Origin of the sequence: Pseudomonas sp. 1912-s (genome assembly GCF_029269205.1) — a bacterium.
In the GTDB taxonomy this organism is placed as follows: domain Bacteria; phylum Pseudomonadota; class Gammaproteobacteria; order Pseudomonadales; family Pseudomonadaceae; genus Aquipseudomonas.
Map to the genome: position 1 here is coordinate 164932 of NZ_JARIXR010000007.1, position 20915 is coordinate 185846.

Annotated in this window: 15 protein-coding genes; 13 read left to right on the forward strand and 2 right to left on the reverse strand. The window is 58.3% G+C overall.

Going from position 1 to position 20915, the window contains the following annotated elements; all coding sequences use genetic code 11:
• Positions 1 to 175 precede the first annotated feature (175 nt).
• From P3C29_RS11570 to P3C29_RS11620, 11 genes are all read left to right on the forward strand, one after another.
• Positions 176 to 886, forward strand: coding sequence for an SIMPL domain-containing protein (locus P3C29_RS11570; protein ID WP_010175080.1), 711 nt, complete (start codon positions 176 to 178; stop codon positions 884 to 886).
• A 496-nt stretch (positions 887 to 1382) separates the two neighbouring features.
• Positions 1383 to 4103, forward strand: coding sequence for a hypothetical protein (locus tag P3C29_RS11575; RefSeq protein WP_275964574.1), 2721 nt, complete (start codon positions 1383 to 1385; stop codon positions 4101 to 4103).
• 100 nt (positions 4104 to 4203) lie between these two features.
• Positions 4204 to 5805 (forward strand): ABC transporter substrate-binding protein, encoded by a 1602-nt coding sequence (locus tag P3C29_RS11580; protein ID WP_275964575.1) that lies wholly within the window; start codon positions 4204 to 4206, stop codon positions 5803 to 5805.
• A gap of 258 nt (positions 5806 to 6063) precedes the next feature.
• Positions 6064 to 7692, forward strand: a complete 1629-nt coding sequence (locus tag P3C29_RS11585; protein WP_010175075.1) for an ABC transporter substrate-binding protein — start codon at positions 6064 to 6066, stop codon at positions 7690 to 7692.
• 300 nt (positions 7693 to 7992) lie between these two features.
• Positions 7993 to 9597 carry an ABC transporter substrate-binding protein gene (locus P3C29_RS11590; protein ID WP_275964576.1) on the forward strand — a complete coding sequence of 535 codons (1605 nt, stop codon included), beginning with the start codon at positions 7993 to 7995 and terminating at the stop codon, positions 9595 to 9597.
• A 172-nt stretch (positions 9598 to 9769) separates the two neighbouring features.
• Positions 9770 to 11167, forward strand: a complete 1398-nt coding sequence (locus tag P3C29_RS11595) for an OprD family outer membrane porin (protein WP_177043415.1) — start codon at positions 9770 to 9772, stop codon at positions 11165 to 11167.
• 81 nt (positions 11168 to 11248) lie between these two features.
• The gene (locus P3C29_RS11600; RefSeq protein WP_010175069.1) at positions 11249 to 12847 is read left to right on the forward strand and encodes an ABC transporter substrate-binding protein; all 1599 of its coding nucleotides are present in this window, start codon (positions 11249 to 11251) and stop codon (positions 12845 to 12847) included.
• A gap of 74 nt (positions 12848 to 12921) precedes the next feature.
• A complete protein-coding gene (locus P3C29_RS11605) occupies positions 12922 to 13932 on the forward strand; it encodes an ABC transporter permease subunit (protein ID WP_003215992.1) in 1011 nt (336 codons plus the stop codon).
• 10 nt (positions 13933 to 13942) lie between these two features.
• On the forward strand, positions 13943 to 14854 hold the full coding sequence (locus tag P3C29_RS11610; protein WP_010175067.1) for an ABC transporter permease subunit: 912 nt from the start codon (positions 13943 to 13945) through the stop codon (positions 14852 to 14854).
• A 10-nt stretch (positions 14855 to 14864) separates the two neighbouring features.
• Positions 14865 to 15833 carry an ABC transporter ATP-binding protein gene (locus tag P3C29_RS11615; protein ID WP_008437263.1) on the forward strand — a complete coding sequence of 323 codons (969 nt, stop codon included), beginning with the start codon at positions 14865 to 14867 and terminating at the stop codon, positions 15831 to 15833.
• Positions 15833 to 16804, forward strand: a complete 972-nt coding sequence (locus tag P3C29_RS11620; RefSeq protein ID WP_003215987.1) for a peptide ABC transporter ATP-binding protein — start codon at positions 15833 to 15835, stop codon at positions 16802 to 16804. The genes P3C29_RS11615 and P3C29_RS11620 overlap by 1 nt, the downstream gene beginning before the upstream one ends.
• A 113-nt stretch (positions 16805 to 16917) precedes the next feature.
• Here the strand turns inward: P3C29_RS11620 and P3C29_RS11625 are convergent, their stop codons facing one another.
• Both P3C29_RS11625 and P3C29_RS11630 read right to left on the reverse strand, forming a co-directional pair.
• A complete protein-coding gene (locus tag P3C29_RS11625) occupies positions 16918 to 17193 on the reverse strand; it encodes a hypothetical protein (protein ID WP_010175063.1) in 276 nt (91 codons plus the stop codon).
• 168 nt (positions 17194 to 17361) lie between these two features.
• Positions 17362 to 18945, reverse strand: a complete 1584-nt coding sequence (locus tag P3C29_RS11630) for a peptide chain release factor 3 (protein WP_010175060.1) — start codon at positions 18943 to 18945, stop codon at positions 17362 to 17364.
• Positions 18946 to 19276: 331 nt separating this feature from the next.
• Here P3C29_RS11630 and P3C29_RS11635 point away from each other — a divergent pair, with 331 nt between their 5' ends.
• Positions 19277 to 19993: an ABC transporter permease gene (locus P3C29_RS11635; protein ID WP_010175058.1), complete on the forward strand. Its 717-nt coding sequence runs from the start codon at positions 19277 to 19279 to the stop codon at positions 19991 to 19993.
• Positions 19994 to 20014: 21 nt separating this feature from the next.
• On the forward strand, positions 20015 to 20908 hold the full coding sequence (locus tag P3C29_RS11640) for a glycine betaine ABC transporter substrate-binding protein (RefSeq protein ID WP_010175057.1): 894 nt from the start codon (positions 20015 to 20017) through the stop codon (positions 20906 to 20908).
• The last annotated feature ends 7 nt before the right edge of the window (positions 20909 to 20915 follow it).

The following is a 20915-nucleotide window of genomic DNA, read 5'->3' on the forward strand; positions in this document are numbered from 1 at the left end:
GCACGGAGTATAAACGAAGCGACAGCGCTGGCACGGCGTGTGTGGCTCTTTGACGCAGGGGTCAGGAACACAACCGTTCGTCGGCATCCGGTAACTTGTAGCGAATGTGTAAACCCGAAGAACTGAAACCTTGCGTCTACAGTCTTACCGAACACGAACATCTCAAGGAGCTTCCATGTCACGTTTCATTCGCAGTGCAGCCACCCTCACCCTCGGCGCCGCTACCCTCGCCAGCCTGCCGGCGATGGCTGCCGATGAACTGCATTACAACCAGATTTCCCTGCGTGCCGAAGTCAGCCAGGAAGTGGCGCGCGACCAGATGATCGTCACCCTCTACACCGAGTCGCAGAACACCGACCCGGCCAAGCTGGCCGCCGAAATCACCACCACCATGAACAAGGCGCTGGCCCAGGCCCGCGAAGTCAAAGGCGTGACCCTGCGCCAGGGCAGCCGCAACAGCTACCCGATCTACGACAACAAGAACCAGAAGATCACCGGCTGGCGTGAACGCGCCGAACTGCGCATGGAAAGTGCGGACTTCGCCGCACTGTCCAAGCTCACCGGCGACATGCTGACCAACCTGAAAATGGACAGCATGGATTTCGCCATCGCCAACCCGACACGCAAGGCCAGCGAAGATGCCTTGCTTAAAGAAGCGGTCACCGCGTTCAAGGCCCGTGCACAACTGGCCACCGACGCGCTGGGCGGCAAGGGCTACAAAATCGTCAACCTGAACTTCAACACCAACGGTTATCCACAGCCCTACGCCCGCGGTGGGATGATGATGAAGGCCGCAGCGATGGATTCGGCGCCGACGCCGGAAGTCGAAGCCGGCACCAGTCAGGTGAGCATGAGCGCCGATGGGGTGATTGAAGTCCTTCAGTAAGCTTTGTAGTCCTGTAAAAACGGCGCTGCCTTCCAAGGCCAGCGCCGTTTTTTTACGCGGCGTCACCATCACATCATCTCCAACACCCGATTCTCACTTCAGCCTGCTGTCCTACGCGTCGTTTCCGTGTGTCTGAGCATCAGCCTTTTCTCGAAAACGGCAGACGGCCGCTTATGAAACTAATTCTCGCGAATGGAATAGGCGCAAAAAGGAACCGCGCGCCTGCCAATAACCACCCAATTATAAATAATTCATCCATGACCTTGCTGCAACTAGGCAGCCACACTGTCCCAGAGAAGTCCGCCATAACGTTTGTTATGGCCCGGCCAGGCAGATGAGCGGTGCATACCCGATAATAAAAATTCCATTTTTTAAACGTTAACCCGCTGAAAGCAGAACGACTGAGATGGCGTAATAGAACAGCGCGCGGACGGAATACTATTGCGTCACATCAAATAATCAACCTGATGAGCTACACCCATAACGCGAGGTGATAATGAGTATGCGTCCGTCTTCCCCGAGCCTGCCTTTAGTAACAACCTATCCTTCCGAATTGAATATTCAGCCGCACCAGGAGCACAGTCGTCATCTACAAAACATGGACTATTCGCCCTCTCCCAAAAATGGACTTCCTGGAGAGGTGAGCAAAAAAAACGCTCCCGAACAAAAGCCCATTGCACACCTTGCACCGAATCATGAATTAGACATCGCCAAGAGCGTCATTTATGGCTCGTTCACCGTTCCTCCGCCCTCGCAGAATCTTACGCAGCAAGAGCGAAAGCAGCGCATTGATGACTACGCGAATCGCGTAGTAACGCAGATCAAGAACATAGAAGGCAGTAACGAAAGCACAAGCACTAGCAGGTTCCTGCAAGCTCGCCAGTTCTTTGATCCTGCCGGTTACTTTAGTGGTGGGCTGTTGGCTGCCGGATACGACCCCCATGAAAAAATCACGGTGACGTTCAATACCTATGTAGGAAAATGGAAGCCGGAAGTACGGACCAATACGGAAAAACGCACCTATTTTGCATGGGAAATTGCAGCCGGAGCCCTTAAGCACGAAAGGCCACCGGGAGGCGGCCTGCTCAACTTCCAAGAGATGGAAATCGAGCCTGAAGACCGGACCAAGATCAACATTCTGGAGTCATTAGGCGCGCAACTTCAGGGTCATTGGAAAGATGAGATAGCCAAACCCATGCGGGACGAGTCGGGCCCATTGGCGAAACGCTCGGGGAAGGCAGACGCGTATGTTGTACGGGGAACCTTGCAAAGCCTGGTGAGTGATAAAGATACTTTCGAAAAACTAAGCAATGAAGGTCAAGAGGCCACCAGGCGTACACTGGATAAGAATGGACAAGTTATTATCCCCAACATCTATGGCTACCCACTGGCCGGGTATGCGTTCATTCCTTACACCCCTTTTGACGGTCACTATAAGCACAGGCCCGATAAGGGATTGATGATCGATTTGAAGAACGGCACAGTCCGTGAAATAAAGGGTGATAAGGATTTTTCCGACTGGGCCAAAAACAACCGAAGTGACTTACTGCAAAGTTTTAATGCCCGCGACAGGCAGGGCGGAAAAGATGCTCACTGGCCAAAAGCGGGGGATGTGCTCGACAACCTTATTGCCGGAAACTTTGCCTCCTACCCGGGCTATCAAAACCTCCTCAAAGACAAAGGGGTGCCCGTGCAGGAAACATTTAACTATACGGAAGCACGCGGGGGTGCTTATCGGTTGAAATACGGAGACCTGGACACCACTCTTGCCGCCAAATACCAAGAGATTAACGCCAGCAACGCGGTATGGTCCGACCAGACCGAAGTGTTTGGTTCATCGCAGCAAACCTGGAAAGCCGCGAAAGAATTGTGGGGGCGCACCTTCGGTTACTTCCCCATCCTCGGCAACGCGGGCAATATTTACTTCGGCGTCCATGACTCTATTTATGGCATGACAGCCGATGATCGCGTTGGCGGCAATGCGGCTGCGGTGATATCAGGCCTGCAGCTGGCGCACGAACTGGCCCCCTCGATGGTAGAACGCATACCGTTTGAGTCTCCCACAACCCCACATTACAACTGGAGATATAACGAGGAGGCAAAAGGATTTGGCTTGGTGCGAAGACCTGAGACTTCGGAGAAAGTTGAACCCGCCCCCGTTACAACAGGAAAAGTGCCTCCAGTAGAACCCACGGCCAAGCCCTCCTTTCCGGGAATGCGCGAGATAGAATTCAGGGGCGAAAAATACTTCGTCGCTGATAAGCCTGACGATGCGGACGGGTTAAGTTACCTGTTGCTCGTACAAGACCCGAATGACCCATCAACGTTGGTGAGTACCGGTATATTGGCAGCAGCGGATAAAAATGGGTTATGGAAAAGAAGAGGGATGGAAGGTGGATGGCCATGGCAACGCAAAAGTTCTCCGCCAAGCCCGGAACCCAGACCTCAACTGACGATTGCCGATCAGTTTATAGAGGTAAATGGCTCAAAAATGAAGGGGGCTGAAAAATTTGACCCGTATTTGAACCTTGACGCAAACGAGTACAAATACGGCATTGCGGTGGACGACAAAGGTCAGAGCATCCCGCAGATTTCCTGGACAGCCGAGGAGGATCCGGCCAAGGCCACGACGCACCCAACCGCCACTGCCTCGACGTTCGGTACGAGTGATTACAGTGAGCAGTTTATTAAAGATATCAATCGCAGCAAGTTCACCCTACAAACACCGGACGGTATCCAGCTGGAAATTGACATTGGCAAACAGGTACAGGCTCTGGAACTTGAACAAGGCAAAAAACTGTCAAACGCCGAGCTGGATGCCGTCATACAACAAAACATCGAGAAGTTTGAAAAGGTCATTCCTGATCCTGCGCTCAGGGCAAAAATTTCTGAAGTTTCCAATCAATGGTTGCTGGGCGCAGCCCCGGATGAATTTCAAACATCCCGATTCAAAGGCCCCATTTTTGCCAGCGGACGTGATCCGCACTACTACATCAATTATGACCCTGCAGGTGATGTAACCACTGTCACCGCAAAATCCGATTTCCTACTGACCAAACTCGACGAAAACAATGGTGAACTTGATCCTATTACCGACCTGAATGTAAAAGCGTCAAGAACAATCACCCTACGAAGCAGCAATGAAATTGATAGCGACGGTTATGAGATAGATCCTTCTGCGCCTACTCGTATCGAAATCACACCAAACCTGGACTGACAAGCACTCGCCCCTCTATCTGCTGCTGCCTGAACGGCGGTAACCTCGGTAACCGCCGTTTTCGTTTGGGCAGTGTTCAGCTGCCATCTCAGGGGTCTCCATGGAAAGAATCGCCTTTAAACCGCTTCTCCTCGCTGCCGGCCTGCTGGCATTTATGCCGATGGCCCAGGCGGCCAGCACCCTGGTCTACTGCTCCGAAGCCAGCCCCGCCGGCTTCGACCCCAGCCAGTACACCAGCGGCACCGATTTTGATGCCTCCGCCGAAACCGTGTTCAACCGCCTGACCCAGTTCAAGCGCGGCGGCACCGAAGTCGAACCGGGCCTGGCAACCAGTTGGGACGTGTCCAAAGACGGCCTGACCTACACCTTCCACCTGCGCGATGGCGTGAAGTTCCACACCACCGACTATTTCACCCCGACCCGCGACTTCAACGCCGATGACGTGTTGTTCACCTTCCAGCGCCTGCTCGACCCCGAGAATGCGTTCCGCAAGGCCTACCCGTCGGAGTCGCCCTACTTCACCGACATGGGCTTGAACACCACGATCAAGAGCGTCGAAAAACTCGACGAACACACCGTGCGCTTCAACCTGAACAACGTCGATGCCTCCTTCGTGCAGAACCTGGCCATGAGTTTCGCCTCGGTGCAGTCCGCCGAATACGCCGCGCAGCTGCTCAAGGAAGGCAAGGCCGCCGACATCAATCAGAAGCCGGTGGGCACCGGGCCATTTGTGTTCAAGCGTTACCAGAAGGATTCGCAGATTCGCTACAGCGCCAATAAACAGTATTGGAAGCCCGAGGATGTGAAGCTCGACAACCTGGTGTTCTCGATCACCCCCGACGCTGCGGTGCGCCTGCAAAAGCTCAAGGCCGGCGAGTGCCAGGTCAGCGGTTACCCGCGCCCTTCCGACATTGACGTGATGAAGCAGGACCCCAACCTGCGGGTTCTTCAGCAAGCCGGCTTCAACCTGGGCTTTCTCGCCTACAACGTGACCCACCCGCCCCTGGACCAGCTCAAGGTACGCCAGGCCCTGGACATGGCCATCGACAAGCCGGCCATCATCAAGGCGGTGTACCAGAGCGCCGGACAATTGGCGCAGAACGCGCTGCCTCCGGCGCAGTGGTCTTATGACCCCACCATCAAGGACGCGCCCTACGATCCGGCCAAGGCGCGGGCGCTACTAAAAGAAGCAGGGGTTGCACCAGGAACCACCATCAACCTGTGGGCGATGACCGTACAACGCGCTTCCAATCCCAACGCCCGCATGTCGGCGCAGATGATCCAGCAGGATTGGGAGAAAATCGGCATCAAGGCCAATATCGTCAGCTATGAGTGGGGCGAATACATCAAACGCGCCAAAGCCGGCGAGCACGACGTGATGATCTACGGCTGGACCGGCGACAACGGTGACCCGGATAACTGGCTCGGCGTGCTCTACAGTTGTGCTGCGGTGAAGGGCAGCAACTATGCAAAATGGTGTAACCCCGCCTACGACAAGCTGGTGCAGCAGGCTAAGGTCAGCAGCGACCGCGAGCAGCGCATCAAGTGGTATCAACAGGCGCAAAAAATCCTTAAGGAACAAGTACCTATAACGCCTATTGCAAACTCGACGGTTTTCCAGCCCCTTCGAAAGGAAGTGCAGGATTTCAAAATCAGTCCATTTGGACTCACACCGTTCTATGGCGTCAGTCTGAATAAGTAACAGGCACGCCCCAACCGAGTGCGCCAGACGCCTCGGTTGGGCATTCCTGGTGCGCGTCTCGCACCGAAAAAAACCCTCAAAAGTGCGTAAATGTGTCTGAACTTACACATATGCGACATTCGTGTACGTTCGTACCACTGTTTAGCCGTTGTAGGCTCTCAACATCTTGCATTGGGTATGGGCCCTGCATAAGTATCCGCAGGTCGACTCACGAGGTCGCCCTCACTACCAAAAATGACAACAAATCATGAGGCCAACATGCTTAAACACGCAGTCATTCCGTTATTAGTCAGCGCCGGTTTAATGGCTGCTGCACCTTTCGCCCAAGCGGCGAGCAACCTGGTGTTCTGCTCCGAAGGGAGCCCGGCCGGTTTTGATCCAGGCCAGTACACCACCGGAACAGACTTCGATGCTTCGGCCGAGACCATGTTCAACCGTCTGACCCAGTTTGAGCGCGGCGGCACCGCTGTTGTTCCTGGGCTGGCCACCACCTGGGACGTTTCCCCGGATGGCCTGACCTACACCTTCCACCTTCGTGAAGGCGTCAAGTTCCACACCACCCCGTACTTCAAGCCAACTCGTGAATTTTCGGCTGACGACGTACTGTTCACGTTCAACCGGATGATCAACAAAGATGATCCGTTCCGCAAAGCCTACCCAACCGAGTTCCCGTACTTCACGGACATGGGTATGGACACCAACATCAAGAACATCGAGAAAGTCGATGCCCACACCGTCAAGTTCACCCTTGGCACCGTGGACGCCGCCTTTATCCAGAACCTGGCAATGAGCTTCGCCTCCATCCAGTCGGCTGAATACGCCGCCCAACTGTTGAAGGAAGGCAAGGCACAGGACATCAACCAGAAGCCAATCGGCACTGGTCCGTTCGTGTTCAAGAGCTACCAGAAAGACTCCAATATCCGTTACACCGGCAACAAGGATTACTGGAAGCCTGAAGACGTGAAGATCGACAACCTGATCTTCGCCATCACCACCGACCCGTCGGTGCGCATCCAGAAGCTGAAGAAAAACGAATGCCAGGTAACCCTGTTCCCGCGTCCGGCCGACCTCAAGGCGCTGGGTGAAGACAAGGACCTGAAACTGCCGCACCAGGCCGGTTTCAACCTGGGCTACATCGCCTACAACGTCATGCCGGTCCTCAAGGGCCAGACCGCACCGAACCCACTGTCCGACCTGCGCGTGCGTGAGGCTCTGGACATGTCGGTGAACAAGCAGCAGATCATCGACTCGGTTTACCAGGGCGCAGGCCAACTGGCCGTCAACGCCATGCCGCCTACCCAATGGTCCTACGACACCACCATCAAGGACGCCCCGTTTGATGTGACCAAGGCCAAGGCCTTGCTCAAGGAAGCCGGCGTCAAGGAAGGCACCGAGATCACCCTGTGGGCGATGCCGGTCCAGCGTCCGTACAACCCGAACGCCAAGCTGATGGCTGAGATGCTGCAGAACGACTGGAAACAGATCGGCCTGAAAGTGAACATCGTCAGCTACGAGTGGGGCGAGTACATCAAGCGTTCCAAAGGCGGCGAGAACCAGGCCATGATCATTGGCTGGAGCGGCGACAATGGTGACCCGGACAACTGGCTGAACGTGCTGTTCGGCTGCGATTCCCTGGCCGGCAACAACTTCTCCAAGTGGTGCGACAAGAAATTCGACGGCATCGTGAAAGAAGCCAAGGCGACTTCCGACGTAGCCAAACGCACCGAGCTGTACAAGCAGGCGCAACATATCCTCAAAGATGCAGTCCCGATGACACCTATCGCGCACTCGACGGTGTATCAACCCATGCGCAACAACGTGCAGGACTTCAAGATCAGCCCGTTTGGCTTGAACTCCTTCTACGGTGTGAGCGTAAGCGGCAAGTAAGGGTCTCTGGCGGCGACGTTTCATAACGTCGCCGTTATTGCATCCGCCAAGACCGTAGGAAACAGACCACCTCCGCACACGCTGCCGTCCTACGGCAGCGAACTGCGAATCGCGGCTCCGTTGCCTACAAGGTCTGTCAGATTCGTTGCATTTACTGCCCGGCTCCCGACCCATAACGTCGTGGCACGGCAGACGCTTCGTCTCTGTGAGGCAACTGCCGTTGTGGGATCAGTGTTGTCGCTGGGCCAAGGCCTTGCGATTGCTCACTGACGAAAACAACAAACAAGGATCGGGATTGTCATGCGCCATACCACCGTTCTATCCGCGATATTTGGCACCAGCCTGTTGGCTGTGGCCTCGATGGGCCAGGCTGCCGAGAAAAAGAGCCTGGTGTTTTGCTCCGAAGGCAGCCCGGCTGGCTTCGACACCGCGCAATACACGACGGCCACCGATAACGACGCCGCCGAGCCTATCTACAACCGCTTGGCCGAGTTTGAAAAAGGCGCGACCAATGTCGTACCGGGCCTTGCAACCCGTTGGGATATTTCCGAAGACGGCCTGACCTACACCTTCCACCTGCGCGAAGGGGTGAAATTCCACAGCAACAAGGACTTCAAGCCGACGCGTGATTTCAACGCCGACGACGTGCTGTTCACCTTCAATCGCATGCTTGACCCCGAACACCCGTTCCGCAAGGCCTACCCCACCGAGTTTCCGTACTTCAACGGGATGAGCCTGAACAAGAATATCGCCAAGGTCGAGAAAACCGACCCGCACACCGTGGTGATGACCCTGAACACGGTCGACGCCGCGTTTATCCAGAACATCGCCATGAGCTTCGCCTCGATCCTGTCGGCTGAATACGCCGACCATTTGCTCAAGACCGGCAAGCCCAGCGACATCAACCAGAAGCCGATCGGCACCGGGCCGTTCGTGTTCCAGCGTTATCAGAAAGATTCGCAGATCCGCTACACCGGCAATAAACAGTACTGGGACCCGAGCCGCGTGCAGCTCGACCAGCTGATTTTTGCGATCAACACCGACGCGTCGGTGCGGGTGCAAAAGCTCAAGGCCGGCGAATGCCAGATCACCCTGCACCCACGCCCGGCCGACGTCGAAGCCCTGAAGGCCGACCCGAACCTGCAACTGCTGACCAAGCCGGGTTTCAACCTGGGCTACATCGCCTATAACGTGCGGCACAAGCCTTTCGACCAGCTCGAAGTGCGCCAGGCCCTGGACATGGCGGTGAACAAGCAAAGCATTCTCAACGCCGTGTACCAGGGCGCGGGGCAACTGGCGGTCAACGCCATGCCGCCGACCCAGTGGTCTTACGACGACACCATCAAGGACGCCGCCTACAACCCGGAAAAAGCCAAGGAACTGCTCAAGGCCGCCGGCGTGAAGGAAGGTACCGAAATCACCCTGTGGGCGATGCCGGTGCAACGGCCGTACAACCCCAACGCCAAGCTGATGGCTGAAATGCTGCAAAGCGATTGGGCCAGGATTGGCCTCAAGGTCAAGATCGTCAGCTATGAATGGGGCGAGTACATCAAGCGCACCAAGAATGGCGAGCACGATGTCAGCCTGATTGGCTGGACCGGCGACAACGGTGACCCGGACAACTGGCTGGGAACCCTCTACAGCTGCGACGCCATCGGCGGGAACAACTACTCCATGTGGTGTGACCCGGCGTACGACAAGCTGATCAAGCAAGCCAAGGTCGTGACCGACCGCGAACAAAGGACTGTTCTGTACAAACAGGCGCAGCAACTGCTTAAAGCACAGGTGCCAATCACGCCAGTCGCCCACTCGACGGTCAACCAGCCGTTAAGCGCCAAAGTCGAAGGTTTCAAAGTCAGCCCCTTCGGCCGCAACGTTTTCTCGGGCGTCAGTATCACCCCATAAAAAGATAACCGGATTGCGCAGGGTGAGCATTCACCTTGCTGCAAACGTGCAGCCTTATTTCGGGTTTTACCCCAGGGCAAACGTTTGCAAAGGCTTGAAAGAGTTACACACCCAATAGCCGGTTCACCTAAAAAGACCGGCATTAAAAAAGAGAACCAAAGGAGCTTCACCCATGAAACTGAGCAGCACCGCGCTACTGGCCCTGGCCATCAGCAGCATCACGGCCACCGCCTACGCTGAACCTGCAAGCCAGGACTTCGTTCCAACCACACTGGCCGGCACCAGCGCCCAAAGCGAGGCCAAAGGCTTTATCGATGGATTCAGCCTGGGCGGTACAACCCGTAACTGGTTCTCCAGCGAGAACAAATTCCGTGGTCAGCGTTTCTCGTACGAGAAGCACAACGTGACACAAACCGACGCCAACCGTACCAACTGGGTACAGGGCACCATCCTCAACGGCACCTCGGGCTTCACCCAAGGCACCGTGGGCGTGAGCACTGAGGTAGCGGTCTACAACGCTCTGGTCCTGGACCGTAGCAAGCGCGACATCAAGGGTGGCTCCAACCGTACCCTGGCCGACTCCGATGGCGATGCTGTAGGCCAGTGGAGCAAACTGGGCCTGGCCAACGTCAAGTTCCGTGTTTCGAACACCACGTTGACCGCCGGTCGCCAGAACTTCAGCAGCGGCATCGTCGACACCATCGGCAACCGTGCACTGCCTTCAAGCTTTGAAGGTGTGAGCTTCAACAGTGAAGAGTTCAGCAACCTGTCGTTCCAGGGCGGCGTGTTTGACCGCGTTTCGCCACGGACCGAGCAGAGCCTGTCGAAATTCCGTTCCGAATACGGCAATGGCCAGGAAACCGACAAGGTCAAGACCCTGGGCGTTAACTACCAGCCGTTCAAGAGCCTGAAGACCAGCCTGTTCGCCGCCAACGTCGAAGACTTCTGGAACCAGTACTACTTCGGCGCTACCCACGAGCTGGGTGACAGCCAGACCCTGTCCCTGACCACCGGCCTGAACTACTACAAAACTACCGATACCGGTAAAAAGCTGATGGGGAATATCGACAACGATACCTACTCCCTGTCCCTGGGCCTGACTCACCAAGCCCACAGCCTGACCTTCTCCTACCAGGCCATCAACGGTAACGAGTACTTCGACTACCTGCACGAAACCAACGGCATCTACCTGGCCAACTCCTTGACCTCCGACTTTAACGGACCGAACGAGAAATCCTTCCAGATCGCCTACGGCATCAACATGGCCGAATACGGCGTGCCAGGCCTGAAATTCAACGTCTACTCGGCGCGCGGCTGGGGCATCGACGGTACTCACTACACCGGCACTGCCTACGGCGAATCCGGCGTGGCGCGTAGCGACCTGCGTCTGATGGACGGCGAGACTCACCAGGAATACGGCGTGGGCGCGGCTTACGCGATCCAGAGCGGCTCGCTCAAGGCCACGACCATCCGTGGTACCTACGTGACTCACCGTGCCAGCGCCAACCAGGCTGACGGCAACATCCGTGAGTTCCGCCTGGTCACCACCATTCCGTTCAACATTCTTTAATCAGCGCCAGGTAGGCGGCGGGCTCAGGATGAGCCTGCCGCCTACGCTTGTCTGGTCCAATCGATTGCAGAGGGCTCTTAGATGAAAATGCTCCCGTTACAAGCTGCCATTGCCGCTGCGCTGTTGAGCGTCGCGGTCGGCATCTCGGCCAAACCGCTGGTCGTCTGCACCGAAGCCAGCCCGGAAGGTTTCGATCCGGTCCTGTACACCACGGCTGTCACCGCTGACGCCGCGGCTGAAACCATGTTCAACCGCCTGGTGGACTTCAAGCCCGGCACCACCGAAGTGATCCCGGCGCTCGCCAAGGACCTGCCGGAAATCAGTGCCGATGGCCTGACCTACACCTTTCACCTGCGCGACGACATCAAGTTCCACACCACCGACTACTTCAAACCCACGCGCAACCTGAACGCCGACGACGTGCTCTGGAGCTTCCAGCGCCAGCTGGACCCGAAACACCCTTGGCACAACAAGTCCAACGTGGGCTACCCGTACTTTGAAAGCATGGGCTTCAAGGAACTGCTCAAGAGCGTAGAGAAGACCGACGACCACACCGTGGTCTTCACCCTGACCCGCCCTGAAGCACCGTTCCTGGCCGACCTGGCCATGGCGTTTTCCTCGATCCACTCCGCCGAATACGCCGACCAGTTGCTCAAGTCCGGCAAGACCGATGACCTGAACGCCAAGCCCATCGGCACCGGCCCGTTCATCTTCACCCGCTACGCCAAAGACGCCCAAGTGCGCTTCAAGGCCAACCCGGACTACTTCCGTGGCAAGCCGCCGGCAGACCCGCTGATCCTGGCCATCACCACTGACAACAACGTGCGCCTGCAAAAGCTCAAGGCCAACGAATGCCAGATCGCGCTGTACCCAAAACCGGATGACGTGCCGAGCATGAAGGCCGACCCGAACCTGAAGGTCGCGGAACTGGCGGCGATGACCACCGCCTACACCGCCATGAACACCACCCACAAGTACATGAGCGACGCGCGGGTGCGTCACGCGATCAACATCGCGTTCGACAAGAAAGGCTACAACGAGTCCCTGTACGGCAAAGGCAACGCAGTCGACGCCACCGGGCCTTACCCGCCCACCTTGCTGGGCTTCAGCGACAAGCTGAAGAACCCGCCACGTGACCTGGACAAGGCCCGCGCCCTGCTCAAGGAAGCCGGCGTACCGGAAGGCACCGAGATCACCCTGTTCACCCGCAACGGCGGCGGCCCGACCAACCCCAACCCGATGCTCGGCGCCCAGCGCATGCAGGCGGACCTGGCGCAAATCGGCCTGAAAGTGAACATCAAGGTCATGGAATGGGGCGAAATGCTCAAGCGCGCCAAGAATGGCGAACATGACATGGTCTCCGCCGGCTGGGCGGGGGATAACGGGGACCCGGATAACTTCCTCACCCCGAACTTGAGTTGCGATGCAGCGAAAAACGGCGAAAACTACGCCCGCTGGTGTAACAAAGAGTTTCAAGACTTGATCGACAAGGCACGCGCTATCGCTGAACCCGCACAGCGCGCTGCACTCTATGAACAAGCCATGGACGTTTTCGACAAGGACCAACCATGGATTCCCATGGCTTACCCGAAAATGTTTACCGCCATGCGTAAAAACGTCGAGGGTTATACCCAAAGCCCTCTGACTACAAATAACTTCGCCACCACCCAGGTGAAGTAGATAAGAAACGCTCGGCACCGTCGACATTGACGGTGCCGAACCTGCCTAACCGGCTGATTGAGGTACACAACAAGATGTTTAGTTTTATTGCCCGCCGATTGGGGTTATTGATCCCCACGTTTTTCGGCATCACCTTGCTGACGTTCGCGTTGATTCGCATGATCCCTGGCGACCCCGTCGAAGTCATGATGGGCGAACGACGAGTCGACCCCGAGATGCACGCTCAGGCAATGGAACGCCTTGGTCTGAATAAACCGCTTTACGCGCAATACCTGGATTATGTCGGCAAGCTCGCCCACGGCGACCTCGGCGAATCCCTGCGCACCCGTACCAGCGTGTGGACTGAATTCACCGCCCTTTTCCCGGCGACCCTGGAACTGTCCATGGCCGCCCTGTTGTTCGCCGGCATCCTGGGGCTGTTAGCCGGGGTGATCGCGGCCTTGAAGCGAGGATCCCTGTTCGACCATGGGGTGATGGGCATCTCCCTGGCGGGATATTCGATGCCGATCTTCTGGTGGGGCCTGATCCTGATCATGTTCTTCTCCGTGAGCCTGGGCTGGACGCCCGTGTCCGGGCGGATCGACCTGCTCTACGACATCGAGCCGCGCACCGGCTTCATGCTGATCGACACCCTGCTGGCTGACGAGCCGGACGCGTTCTGGGATGCCTTGCACCACCTGATCCTGCCGGCCATCGTGCTCGGCACCATCCCGCTGGCCGTGATCGCGCGGATGACCCGTTCGTCGATGCTTGAAGTGCTGCGCGAAGACTACATCCGCACCGCCAAGGCCAAGGGCCTGTCGCCGGCGCGCGTGGTGTTCGTCCACGGCCTGCGTAACGCCTTGATCCCGGTACTCACCGTGGTCGGCCTGCAAGTCGGCACGCTGCTGGCCGGTGCGGTCCTGACCGAAACCATCTTCTCGTGGCCCGGCATCGGCAAATGGCTGATCGAAGCCATTGGCGCACGGGACTATCCCGTGGTGCAAAACGGCATCCTGTTAATCGCCTGCCTGGTGATTCTGGTGAACTTCGTGGTGGATATCCTCTACGGCTTCGCCAACCCACGCATCCGTCACCAGCGCTGAGATCATGACCATGACCACACCTACTCCCGCGGTAGCAGTCGATCAAAGCCTGCTGTACCCGTCCCCGTACAAAGAATTCTGGCAAGCCTTTTCCAAGAACAAGGGCGCCGTTGCCGGCCTGCTGTTCATGTTACTGGTGGTGTTTTGCGCCATCTTCGCCCCCTGGGTGGCTCCGCATAACCCGAGCGAGCAATACCGTGACTTCCTGCTGACGCCTCCGGCCTGGCTGGAAGGCGGGCAGATCCAGTTCCTGCTGGGCACCGACGAACTGGGCCGTGACCTGCTGTCGCGCCTGATCCAGGGCTCGCGCCTGTCCTTGCTGATCGGCTTGTCGTCGGTGGTGATGTCGTTGATCCCGGGGATCCTGCTGGGTCTGTTCGCCGGTTTCTTCCCGCGCCTGCTCGGCCCAACCATCATGCGTCTGATGGACATCATGCTGGCCCTGCCATCGCTGCTGCTGGCTGTGGCCATTGTCGCGATCCTCGGCCCTGGCCTGATCAACACCGTGATCGCGATTGCGATCGTGTCGCTGCCGTCCTATGTCCGTCTGACCCGCGCGGCGGTGATGGGCGAACTGAACCGTGACTACGTGACCGCCGCCCGCCTCGCCGGCGCCGGCCTGCCGCGCCTGATGTTCGTCACCGTGCTGCCAAACTGCATGGCACCGCTGATCGTTCAGGCCACCTTGAGTTTCTCCTCGGCGATTCTCGATGCCGCGGCCCTGGGCTTCCTGGGCCTTGGCGTACAACCGCCAACCCCTGAGTGGGGCACCATGCTGGCCTCGGCCCGCGACTACATCGAACGCGCCTGGTGGGTCGTGAGTCTGCCTGGCTTGACCATTTTGCTCAGCGTGCTGGCAATCAACCTGATGGGCGACGGCCTGCGCGATGCGCTGGACCCGAAACTCAAGAACGCCGCCTGAGGAGATTCCCATGTCACTGCTAGAAATCAAGAATCTCAATGTCCGCTTCGGCGACAAGACCGCCGTGCCGGTGGTCGATGGCCTCGACATCTCCGTCGACAAAGGCGAAGTACTGGCGATCGTGGGCGAGTCGGGTTCGGGTAAATCCGTGACCATGATGGCGCTGATGGGCCTGATCGAGCACCCCGGCATCGTCACCGCCGACGCCCTGAACTTCGACGGCAAGGACATGCTCAAGCTGAGCAACCGTCAGCGTCGGCAGATCGTCGGCAAAGACCTGGCGATGGTGTTCCAGGACCCGATGACTGCACTGAACCCCAGCTACACCGTGGGTTTCCAGATCGAAGAAGTGCTGCGCCTGCACCTGAAAATGTCCGGCAAGCAAGCGCGCAAGCGTGCCATCGAACTGCTCGAAAAGGTGGAAATCCCGGGCGCAGCCAGCCGTATGGATGCCTACCCGCACCAACTGTCCGGTGGTATGAGCCAACGTGTGGCCATCGCCATGGCAATCGCCGGCGAGCCGAAACTGCTGATCGCCGATGAACCCACCACCGCACTCGACGTGACCATCCAGGCCCAGATCATGGACCTGCTGCTGGCCTTGCAGAAAGAGCAGAACATGGGCCTGGTGCTGATCACTCACGACCTCGCGGTGGTGGCTGAAACCGCCCAGCGCGTGTGCGTGATGTACGCCGGCCAGGCCGTGGAAGTTGGCCAGGTGCCACAGTTGTTCGACATCCCGGCGCACCCGTACAGCGAAGCGCTGCTCAAGGCGATTCCCGAGCACAGCCTGGGCGCCACGCGCCTGGCCACGCTGCCGGGTATTGTTCCCGGCCGTTATGACCGCCCGCAAGGTTGTCTGCTGTCGCCACGCTGCCCGTATGTGCAGGAGTCCTGCCGCGCCCAGCGTCCTGGCCTTGACCCGAAAAGCAACAGCCTCGCCCGCTGCTTCTACCCGCTGAATCAGGAGGTGGCGTAATGGCCGTCGTACTTACCGCCCGCGACCTGACCCGTCACTACGAAGTGTCCCGTGGCCTGTTCAAGGGCCACGCGCTGGTGCGTGCGCTCAATGGTGTGTCGTTCGAACTGGAAGCCGGCAAGACCCTCGCGGTCGTGGGCGAATCCGGTTGCGGCAAATCCACCCTGGCCCGCGCCCTGACGCTGATTGAAGAACCGTCTTCCGGCTCGCTGAAAATCGCAGGGCAAGAAGTTGCCGGGGCCGACAAGGCCCAGCGCAAGCAATTGCGCAAAGACGTGCAGATGGTGTTCCAGAGCCCGTACGCCTCGTTGAACCCGCGCCAGAAGGTCGGTGACCAACTGGGCGAGCCGCTGCTGATCAACACCAACCTGTCCGCCGCCGAGCGTCGGGAAAAGGTCCAGGCGATGATGAAGCAAGTCGGCCTGCGCCCTGAGCATTATCAGCGCTACCCGCACATGTTCTCCGGTGGCCAGCGCCAGCGGATCGCACTGGCCCGGGCGATGATGCTGCAACCCAAGGTGCTGGTAGCGGACGAACCGACCTCGGCGCTGGACGTGTCGATCCAGGCCCAGGTGCTGAACCTGTTCATGGACCTGCAGCAGGAATTCAACACCGCCTACGTATTCATCTCCCACAACCTCGCGGTGGTGCAACACGTCGCCGATGACGTGATGGTGATGTACCTCGGCCGCCCGGTGGAGGTCGGTCCGAAGGAAGACATCTACGCACGCCCGCTGCACCCGTACACCCAGGCGCTGCTGTCGGCGACCCCGACCATTCATCCGGACCCGAACAAACCGAAGATCAAAATCGTCGGCGAGTTGCCCAACCCGTTGAACCCGCCATCCGGCTGCGCGTTCCACAAGCGCTGCCCGTACGCGACCCAGCTGTGCAGCACCGATGAACCGGTGCTGCGACCACTCGACAACCGCCAGGTGGCTTGCCATTACGCGGAGCAATTTGTGGTCTGACGTGCAAAAAAAATGCTCTGGAGGGTGAGTCCAGAGCATTCCAGTGTTCTACAGCCCTGCTTGTCGGATAGCGCATCTGTCCGGTAAGCGGGGCTTTCTTTTGCCTGCGTTACTTACGTATCGCTGTCGCCATCGTTGTAGGTGTCGCTGTCTTCGCCGTCATTGTCCGGGTTCTCGGCGTCGTCATCGTCCTTGGAACCGCCCTGGTTCTCGTCACCAGGCTCGGATTCACTCTTGGCCAGCTGCAAGCCACCCGCCTGCACCGTCTTCGCCGCCACAAACCCGGTGCCATGGCTTTGCACAGCCGTTGTGGCCCACGCGGAAGACATACCCAACGACAACATCACCAGCACTTTGAGCAACAGCACCACACGTTGAAAGATACTCATGGTCGAATTCCGCCCAGTCAGGAGTTGAATTGCGTACGACGGCTGTCCGCCGTCGCCTTGCTTCAAGCTAGTCCCGAACTGAAGTTTTCGCCAATGAAACAAGCCGGATAGCAGCCAAAGAAAAAGGCGAAGCCATCACCGCTTCGCCCTCTCTTATATTGCCAACCCTTAGTGATGCTCGCGGGTCGCGCGGAATTTCACATCCGGCCAGCGCTCTTCCATCAGCGCCAGGTTGACCCGGGTCGGGGCCAGGTAGGTCAGGTGACCACCGCCGTCGATCGCGAGGTTTTCCACGGCCTTGATCTTGAACTCTTCCAGCTTCTTCTTATCGCTGCAATCGATCCAGCGCGCGGAGTACACGGTGATCGGCTCGTAGGAGCATTCGACCTTGTATTCCTCTTTCAGGCGACTGGCCACCACATCGAACTGCAGCACACCGACGGCGCCGAGGATGATGTCGTTGCTGCGTTCCGGGAAGAACACCTGGGTCGCGCCCTCTTCAGCCAACTGCTGCAAACCCTGGCGCAGTTGCTTGGATTTCAGCGGGTCACGCAGGCGTACGCGGCGGAACAGTTCCGGGGCGAAGTGCGGGATACCGGTGAAGCCCAGTACTTCGCCTTCGGTGAACGTGTCACCGATCTGGATGGTGCCGTGGTTGTGCAAACCGATGATGTCGCCGGCAAACGCCTCTTCCAGTTGCTCACGCTCGGAGGAGAAGAAAGTCAGGGCGTCGCCGATGCGCACGTCCTTGCCGGTACGCACGTGGCGCATCTTCATGCCTTTTTCGTATTTGCCGGAGCAGATGCGCATAAAGGCAATACGGTCGCGGTGCTTGGGGTCCATGTTCGCCTGGATCTTGAACACGAAGCCGGCAAACTTCTCTTCCACCGGCTCCACGGTACGCTCGTTGGCGACACGGGCCAGCGGCTTGGGTGCCCAATTGACCACGGCGTCCAGCACGTGATCGACACCGAAGTTGCCCAGGGCGGTACCGAAGAACACCGGCGTCAGCTGGCCGTCGAGGAATTCCTGCTGGTTGAACTCGTGGCAGGCGCCCTGCACCAGTTCCAGCTGGTCGACAAACCGGTCGTACTCGTCACCCAGGTGGGCGCGGGCTTCGTCGGAGTCGAGCTTCTCGATGATTTTCACATCGGTACGTTCGTGGCCGTGGCCGGCGGTGTACACGATGATGTAGTCGTCAGCCAGGTGGTACACGCCCTTGAAGTCGCGGTAGCAACCAATCGGCCAGGTGATCGGCGCGGCCTTGATCTTCAGGACGGCTTCGATTTCGTCCAGCAGTTCGATCGGGTCGCGGATGTCACGGTCGAGTTTGTTGATAAAGCTGACAATCGGCGTGTCCCGCAGGCGGCAGACGTCCATCAGCGCGATGGTCCGTGGCTCAACGCCTTTACCGCCGTCGAGGACCATCAATGCCGAGTCCACTGCCGTCAGGGTGCGGTAGGTGTCTTCGGAGAAGTCTTCGTGGCCCGGGGTGTCGAGCAGGTTGATCATGTGGTCGCGATACGGGAACTGCATGACCGACGTGGTAATGGAAATACCACGCTGCTTTTCCATTTCCATCCAGTCAGAGGTGGCATGGCGGTCGGATTTGCGGGATTTCACCGTGCCGGCTACCGCGATCGCCTTGCCCATCAGCAACAGCTTCTCGGTGATGGTGGTTTTACCGGCATCGGGGTGGGAAATAATGGCGAAAGTGCGGCGTTTCGCGACTTCGGCGGCCTGGTGGGTCATGGGAAATCGCCTGGCAGGTGAGTCAAAAAAGGGCGGCGAGTATAGCGCAAACCCGGGGTGACGGACCACCGTTCACCCCATTGGGGGTGGCTAATTGCTGCCAAGTATGGAACCTTTTAAAAGGTAGAGACGTCCACTCCCCTGCTACCGCACTCGTAACAGGGGCTGAAAAATCAGCAAGTTAGCCTGACGAGGCTGCGCTCATGGCTCGACCGCATACCGCGTTGCCGGTAGTGGCGAGCTGCTATTCGCGACCACATTCGCCGACAGCCAGGAATGGCATTGCCGCTCGGAAATGTGTTCGCCGACAAAAGAAAAAAGGAGTCCGCCTGTGGCTATTCGCTATGGCAAAGGGCTGATAGGAGGAGCGGTTGTCGTCGCTCTCCTGGCCCTGCTGGTCCACTGGATCGGCATCAACACGATCGAACTGTACCGCGACGATTTGTTGTTTTACCTGCAAGCTCACTTGATCCTCGTCCTTGTTTCGATGCTGGCCGCCCTGATCGTAGGGATTCCCGCCGGTATTCTGCTAAGCCGACCGACTATGGTCGGGCGCGCAGAACGCTTCATGCAGATCTTCAACATCGGCAATACCGTCCCTCCCCTGGCCGTACTGGCCATCGCCCTCGGTGTCCTTGGCATCGGCAGCGGCCCCGCGATCTTCGCGCTGTTCCTCGCCTCGTTGCTGCCCATCGTGCGCAACACCTATGAAGGCCTGAAAAACGTTCAAGGTTCCCTCAAGGAAGCCGCCGTCGGCATCGGCATGACGCCGCGCCAGGTGCTGTTTCGCGTCGAGCTGCCCAACGCCGTGCCGATCATCATCGGCGGTGTGCGCGTGGCCCTGGCGATCAACGTCGGTACCGCGCCCCTGGCGTTCCTGATTGGCGCCAACAGCCTGGGCAGCCTGATCTTCCCCGGCATCGCCCTGAACAATCAGCCGCAACTGTTGCTCGGCGCCGCGTGCACCGCGCTGCTGGCCTTGCTGCTCGACGGTCTGGTGACCATGGCCAGCCGCCTTTGGCTGGAACGCGGGTTGCGTCCGTCTTAAGGCTTTGGCAAAGGAATTCACATGAAAAAACTGACATTGATATTGAGCTGCGTCCTGCTGTTCGCAGGGTTTGCGCAAGCCGCTGAAAAACCGGTCATTCGCATCGGCGCCCGGGTGTTCACCGAACAGACCCTGCTCGCCGAAATCACCTCCCAGTACCTGCGCACCAAGGGTTACGACACCCGTGTGACCGGCGGCCTGGGCAGCAACCTGGCGCGCAGTGCCCAGGAAAGCGGGCAACTGGACCTGATCTGGGAATACACCGGCGTGTCGCTGGTGGCCTACAACCACGTCGACGAGAAGCTCGACAGCGAACAGTCCTACGCCCGGGTGAAAGAACTCGACGCGAAAAAAGGCCTTGTCTGGCTCTCCCCGTCGAAATTCAGCAACACCTACGCCCTGGCGCTGCCAGAGAACGTGGCCAAGGAATTCCCGCAGATCAACAGCATCAGCGACCTGACCAGCGCCCTGGCCGAGAAAACCAAGGGCACACGCCTGGTGGCCCTCGACACTGAGTTCGCCAACCGTTCCGACGGCATGGCCGGCATGGTCAAGCTGTACGACATGAACCTGACCCGCAAGAACACCCGGCAGATGGACGCCGGCCTGGTGTACACCGCGCTGCGTAATGGCCAGGTGTTTGCCGGTTTGGTCTACACCACCGACGGTCGCCTGAACGCCTTCAAATTGAAGCTGCTGGATGACGACAAGCATTACTTCCCGGACTACACCGCAGCCCCCGTGGTGCGTCAGGTTTACCTCGACGCTCACCCGCAACTGGCCGCCGACCTCAAGCCACTGGCTGCGCTGTTCGATGACGAAACCATGCGCCAGCTGAATGCGCGGGTCGATGTCGACCATGAAAGCCCGTCCGCTGTGGCCGCAGATTTCCTGCGCCAGCATCCGATCAACTAAGAGGAGA

Excerpts from the sequence above, each read along its gene's own strand:
- P3C29_RS11570 (WP_010175080.1), top strand. The coding sequence starts at position 176 with ATGTCACGTTTCATTCGCAGTGCAGCCACCCTCACCCTCGGCGCCGCT.
- P3C29_RS11575 (WP_275964574.1), top strand. The coding sequence starts at position 1,383 with ATGAGTATGCGTCCGTCTTCCCCGAGCCTGCCTTTAGTAACAACCTAT.
- P3C29_RS11580 (WP_275964575.1), top strand. The coding sequence starts at position 4,204 with ATGGAAAGAATCGCCTTTAAACCGCTTCTCCTCGCTGCCGGCCTGCTG.
- P3C29_RS11585 (WP_010175075.1), top strand. The coding sequence starts at position 6,064 with ATGCTTAAACACGCAGTCATTCCGTTATTAGTCAGCGCCGGTTTAATG.
- P3C29_RS11590 (WP_275964576.1), top strand. The coding sequence starts at position 7,993 with ATGCGCCATACCACCGTTCTATCCGCGATATTTGGCACCAGCCTGTTG.
- P3C29_RS11595 (WP_177043415.1), top strand. The coding sequence starts at position 9,770 with ATGAAACTGAGCAGCACCGCGCTACTGGCCCTGGCCATCAGCAGCATC.
- P3C29_RS11600 (WP_010175069.1), top strand. The coding sequence starts at position 11,249 with ATGAAAATGCTCCCGTTACAAGCTGCCATTGCCGCTGCGCTGTTGAGC.
- P3C29_RS11605 (WP_003215992.1), top strand. The coding sequence starts at position 12,922 with ATGTTTAGTTTTATTGCCCGCCGATTGGGGTTATTGATCCCCACGTTT.
- P3C29_RS11610 (WP_010175067.1), top strand. The coding sequence starts at position 13,943 with ATGACCACACCTACTCCCGCGGTAGCAGTCGATCAAAGCCTGCTGTAC.
- P3C29_RS11615 (WP_008437263.1), top strand. The coding sequence starts at position 14,865 with ATGTCACTGCTAGAAATCAAGAATCTCAATGTCCGCTTCGGCGACAAG.
- P3C29_RS11620 (WP_003215987.1), top strand. The coding sequence starts at position 15,833 with ATGGCCGTCGTACTTACCGCCCGCGACCTGACCCGTCACTACGAAGTG.
- P3C29_RS11625 (WP_010175063.1), bottom strand. The coding sequence starts at position 17,193 with ATGAGTATCTTTCAACGTGTGGTGCTGTTGCTCAAAGTGCTGGTGATG.
- P3C29_RS11630 (WP_010175060.1), bottom strand. The coding sequence starts at position 18,945 with ATGACCCACCAGGCCGCCGAAGTCGCGAAACGCCGCACTTTCGCCATT.
- P3C29_RS11640 (WP_010175057.1), top strand. The coding sequence starts at position 20,015 with ATGAAAAAACTGACATTGATATTGAGCTGCGTCCTGCTGTTCGCAGGG.